Annotated in this window: 2 protein-coding genes; one reads left to right on the forward strand and one right to left on the reverse strand. The window is 52.2% G+C overall.

Annotated elements, in window-relative coordinates:
• Nucleotides 1–189: 189 nt before the first annotated feature.
• On the reverse strand, nt 190–1,926 hold the full coding sequence (gene poxB / locus AD944_RS01015) for a ubiquinone-dependent pyruvate dehydrogenase (protein WP_045543230.1): 1,737 nt from the start codon (nt 1,924–1,926) through the stop codon (nt 190–192).
• Nucleotides 1,927–3,129: 1,203 nt separating this feature from the next.
• On the opposite strand from poxB, the gene AD944_RS17305 reads away from it, so the two are divergent.
• Complete coding sequence (locus AD944_RS17305; RefSeq protein ID WP_248845799.1) at nt 3,130–3,873, forward strand: hypothetical protein; 744 nt, start codon at nt 3,130–3,132, stop codon at nt 3,871–3,873.
• Nucleotides 3,874–3,876 lie beyond the last annotated feature (3 nt).

Genomic DNA, 3,876 nt, shown 5'->3' on the forward strand with positions numbered 1-3,876 from the left:
ATGGGTCCATGGCCAACGCCCTGCCGCAGGCCATTGGGGCACAGGTGGCGGTGGCGGTGGCAGAGGCTCCATTATCGGGACGCTCCACGCTTGCCTGCGGTTTTTCCCCTGGGTGTCGGAGAGAGGAGGGATAGCCTGCGCTGCGGGCATATCCCTCATGGTCTAAGAAAAGCTGATTGCTAAAATCTGTTACCGCAGAAACGGAATATTGGTTTTGGCAACATCAATAATCTCATCACCCCGACCGTTCATGATGGCTTTGAGAGCGTAAAGACTGAAGCCGGTAATCTGGGATTTTTCAATTTTGGGTGGCATGGCCAGTTCCTGCGTGTTGGTGACGGCATCCAGCACGGCAGGGCCGGGGTGGTTGAGGATGTTGTCCACAGCAGCGGGCAATTCGGCGGGTGTTTCTGCCCGCACAGCATGAATGCCCATGGCTCGGCACATGGCGGCAAAATCCGGGTTCTGCAGGGACACGCCTGTTTCCAGATATCCGGCGGCTTTCATTTCCATAGCCACAAAGCCAAGAGTGCCATTATTGTAAATGATAAGTTTAATCGGAAGTTTTTCCTGAACCAGTGTCAGAAGGTCTCCCATCAGCATGGTAAAACCACCATCACCAGAGAGGCTGATAATCTGACGGTTGGGTTGCGCCACCTGTGCCCCAATGGCCTGCGGCAGGGCGTTGGCCATGGACCCATGGACAAAGGACCCCATCAACCGTCGCTGTCCATTCATTTTCAGATAGCGCGCAGCCCACACCGTAGGGGTGCCGACATCTGCCGTGAAAATGGCGTCACGTGTCGCGGTTTCATTGATCAGACGGGTGAGATATTGCGGGTGGATGGGTTTTTTGGTGCCGCCAGTTGCCAGATCATCCAGCCCCTGACGTGCTTTTTTGTAAAGTTCCAGACATTTATCCAGATGGGCGCGGTCAGTGCGGGCCGTCAGCCGGGGCAACAGTGCGGTCAGGGTGTGTTTCACATCCCCCACCAAGCCAAGGGCAAGGGGGCAGCGTCGGCCAAGTTGCTGGGGCCGAATATCAATCTGCGCGATCTTTGCGTCTTCCGGATAGAATTGGCGGTAAGGGAAGTCCGTGCCCAGCATCAGCACGACATCAGCGGCCAGCAGCGAATGATAACCGGAGGAGAACCCGATCAGTCCTGTCATGCCCACATCGTACGGGTTGTCATATTCCACATGTTCCTTCCCACCGAGGGCGTGAACAATGGGGGCCTTGAGGGTTTCGGCCAGCCGGATGAGTTCGGCATGGGCACCAGCGCAGCCGCGCCCGGCCAGAATGGTAATGCGCTTTCCGCTTTTCAGAAGATCTATCAAAGCGGCCAGATCGTCTTCTGGCGGAACAACAACCGGCTCTTTAGGCAGCAGGGCTATTTTTTCGGAAATAATGGTATTGACCGCCGCCTTCAGCGCCACATCTCCCGGGATGGCAATGACCGCTACCCCTTTTTGACCCACTGCGGCGCGAATGGCGGCTTCAACCACGCGTGGGGCCTGCTCGGGTGAGGAAATGGTTTCACAATAATGGCTACATTCACGGAAGAGGGCTTCCGGCCGGGTTTCCTGAAAATAGCCCGATCCAATTTCCGGGCTGGGAATTTGGGCTGCAATGGCCAGAACCGGCACGCGGGAGCGGTGGGCATCATACAGTCCATTGATCAGATGCAGGTTGCCGGGTCCACATGAGCCCGCGCAAACAGCCAGCTTGCCGGTAACATGCGCCGCGCCGGCAGCGGCAAAGGCAGCAACTTCTTCATGCCGGACATGGACCCAGCGGATGGTCTTGCGTTTGAGCAGGCTGTCCGTAATGCCGTTCAGGCTGTCGCCCACCACGCCATAAATAGAGTCGACACCAGCCTGTTCGAGCGTTTGTACCAGAATATCCGCAACATTGGGTTTCGCCATACTCTTCAGTCCTTAGTCCATGGAAGGGGCAGTGCATTCTAAAAAACCTCTGGGAGAAGGAGGTTCCCCCGGACCAGGAGATGAACGGGATGGACGGTGGACAGGAGAGGCCGCTGTGGCTCGATAATGGTATGGAAAACGAACGGGATGAATATTTCATTACGGGTAAGGAATACTTGTGCAGTTTTCTGAATGCAGGCAGAGACTGTTTATTTTAGAAAGCGGTTAAACAACCAGAATAAGGACGAGAAACATCTGGTGTCTGGCTGAGGTGGGAAGGCAACGTATTGTTTTGAAATAATTATAAAGAAAATAGGATGTGGCTTTTAGGCTATATAAGGGCGATGTTCACAATTTTGTGTCTACAAAAATGAACAAAAGATCGTCTCCAGCTTTTTGGCGACATCAACGTATTTTATAAATAATAAGATCATTTATCCGGTATGGGATGCAAATTAGCAGTTTTCTGCCGCATAGTTTAAAGCGTATCCGTGCCTGAACGTTGCTGTTCAGGCATGTTTTCCTCGCGTTACTATAGAAACAATATGATTTTTACAGTAACGGGATCGGTAATGTTCAAAAAGAATATGTCTTGAAAATATTATATTATAATGTAAATTTTATAACATATTCGAGATTATCTGGATCTCGGAATGCTGTGAGCCATATGGCTCTGGGTCAAAATCCTGATGGTCAACCACCTTATTAAGGGTGCTTGACCCTCCACTATGGGGAAAGGGCGTGATGTCCACTGTCTGTGTCTTGCGATGTGCCGGGTGGTGTTGAGCCGATATGCGTTTTTGTGTTTATCCGCTTGTTCTGCTTTGTTGCTCTGTGGTGATGGTATCTGCTGCGCGAGCTGAAAAAACGCTGGTTTCCGTCAAGGACATAACTATTGAAGGTGGTCTTGATATCGGCGGCTGAGCTTTCTATCTTCCTAATGTCAATTTTGGCGCAGGCTCTTATGCCGCCCGTTCTGGTGGCCGCTATAACAGGGCGCAAAGCCCGACCTATGGTGAGCTATACGGCAAACCCATTCTTTCTGGCCGGTGGGATCTTGGGCAGGGTATCTCCATTATCGGCAAGGCCTCCGCACTGGGGGCGGCTACTCTGGGGCATGGGGATGCACAGGAAATTTCCCAGACATCGGGAACACCACGTTCCATCTATCTGGAAGAAGCCAATATCGGTGTAACATTGCCCGTGCATCTGGCAGGAAAAAGCCAGCAGCTTACCGTTCTGGGCGGCCGACAGGCTTTTGCTGTTGATGATGGCTTTCTTATAGGCAAAGGCACTTATAGCGCTGGCAGCCGTGGCGCATGGTGGTATGCGCCACGTTTTGCGTTCTCAGGCCCCGGTGTGATCAAGCTGGAAGGCAATCCGGTGCGGGCGGATATCTTCATGCTGGAAAGCAATGCGGATAACGATATCGACTGGGGAAATGATCGACCCAAAACCAAATTTGTCGGGTTCGATGTCAGTTGGTTCCGCAATACGCCGGGTGGGCATGGTGAAAGCACATACGCAGACCGTGCGGCCTACGTCACCTTGACTTATTTTCATGTGCGGGACGCTGATACGTCTTCCCATTACGATTATTCTGCCCGTGGAGATCGCAACGGCATGAATGTCGCCTCGCTGAGTTGGGGTGGCACGCTGGTGCCCTTCCGGCCTCTGGATATTTCAAAAAACTTTACTTTTTACGGGAGTTTTGTGTCTCAACAGAATTCTCATGCCGGGAATGGTTACAAATCGGTAGAAGCCTATGGCATGTATTTTGAACCAGGATACCGGTTCACCATGCTCCCTTGGCAGCCGCAGATTTTTTATCGCTATACCCGTTATGGGGGGAACAAGAACCCTAACGGAACTGTCAAACATAGCTATGATACGTTCTTCCTGTACGATGGAAGGGACTATCCTGAATTTTGTGCGGTGTGGTTATAACCT

Origin of the sequence: Acetobacter tropicalis (assembly GCF_001580915.1) — a bacterium.
Lineage (GTDB): Bacteria > Pseudomonadota > Alphaproteobacteria > Acetobacterales > Acetobacteraceae > Acetobacter > Acetobacter tropicalis.

Excerpts from the sequence above, each read along its gene's own strand:
- poxB (WP_045543230.1), bottom strand. The coding sequence starts at position 1,926 with ATGGCGAAACCCAATGTTGCGGATATTCTGGTACAAACGCTCGAACAG.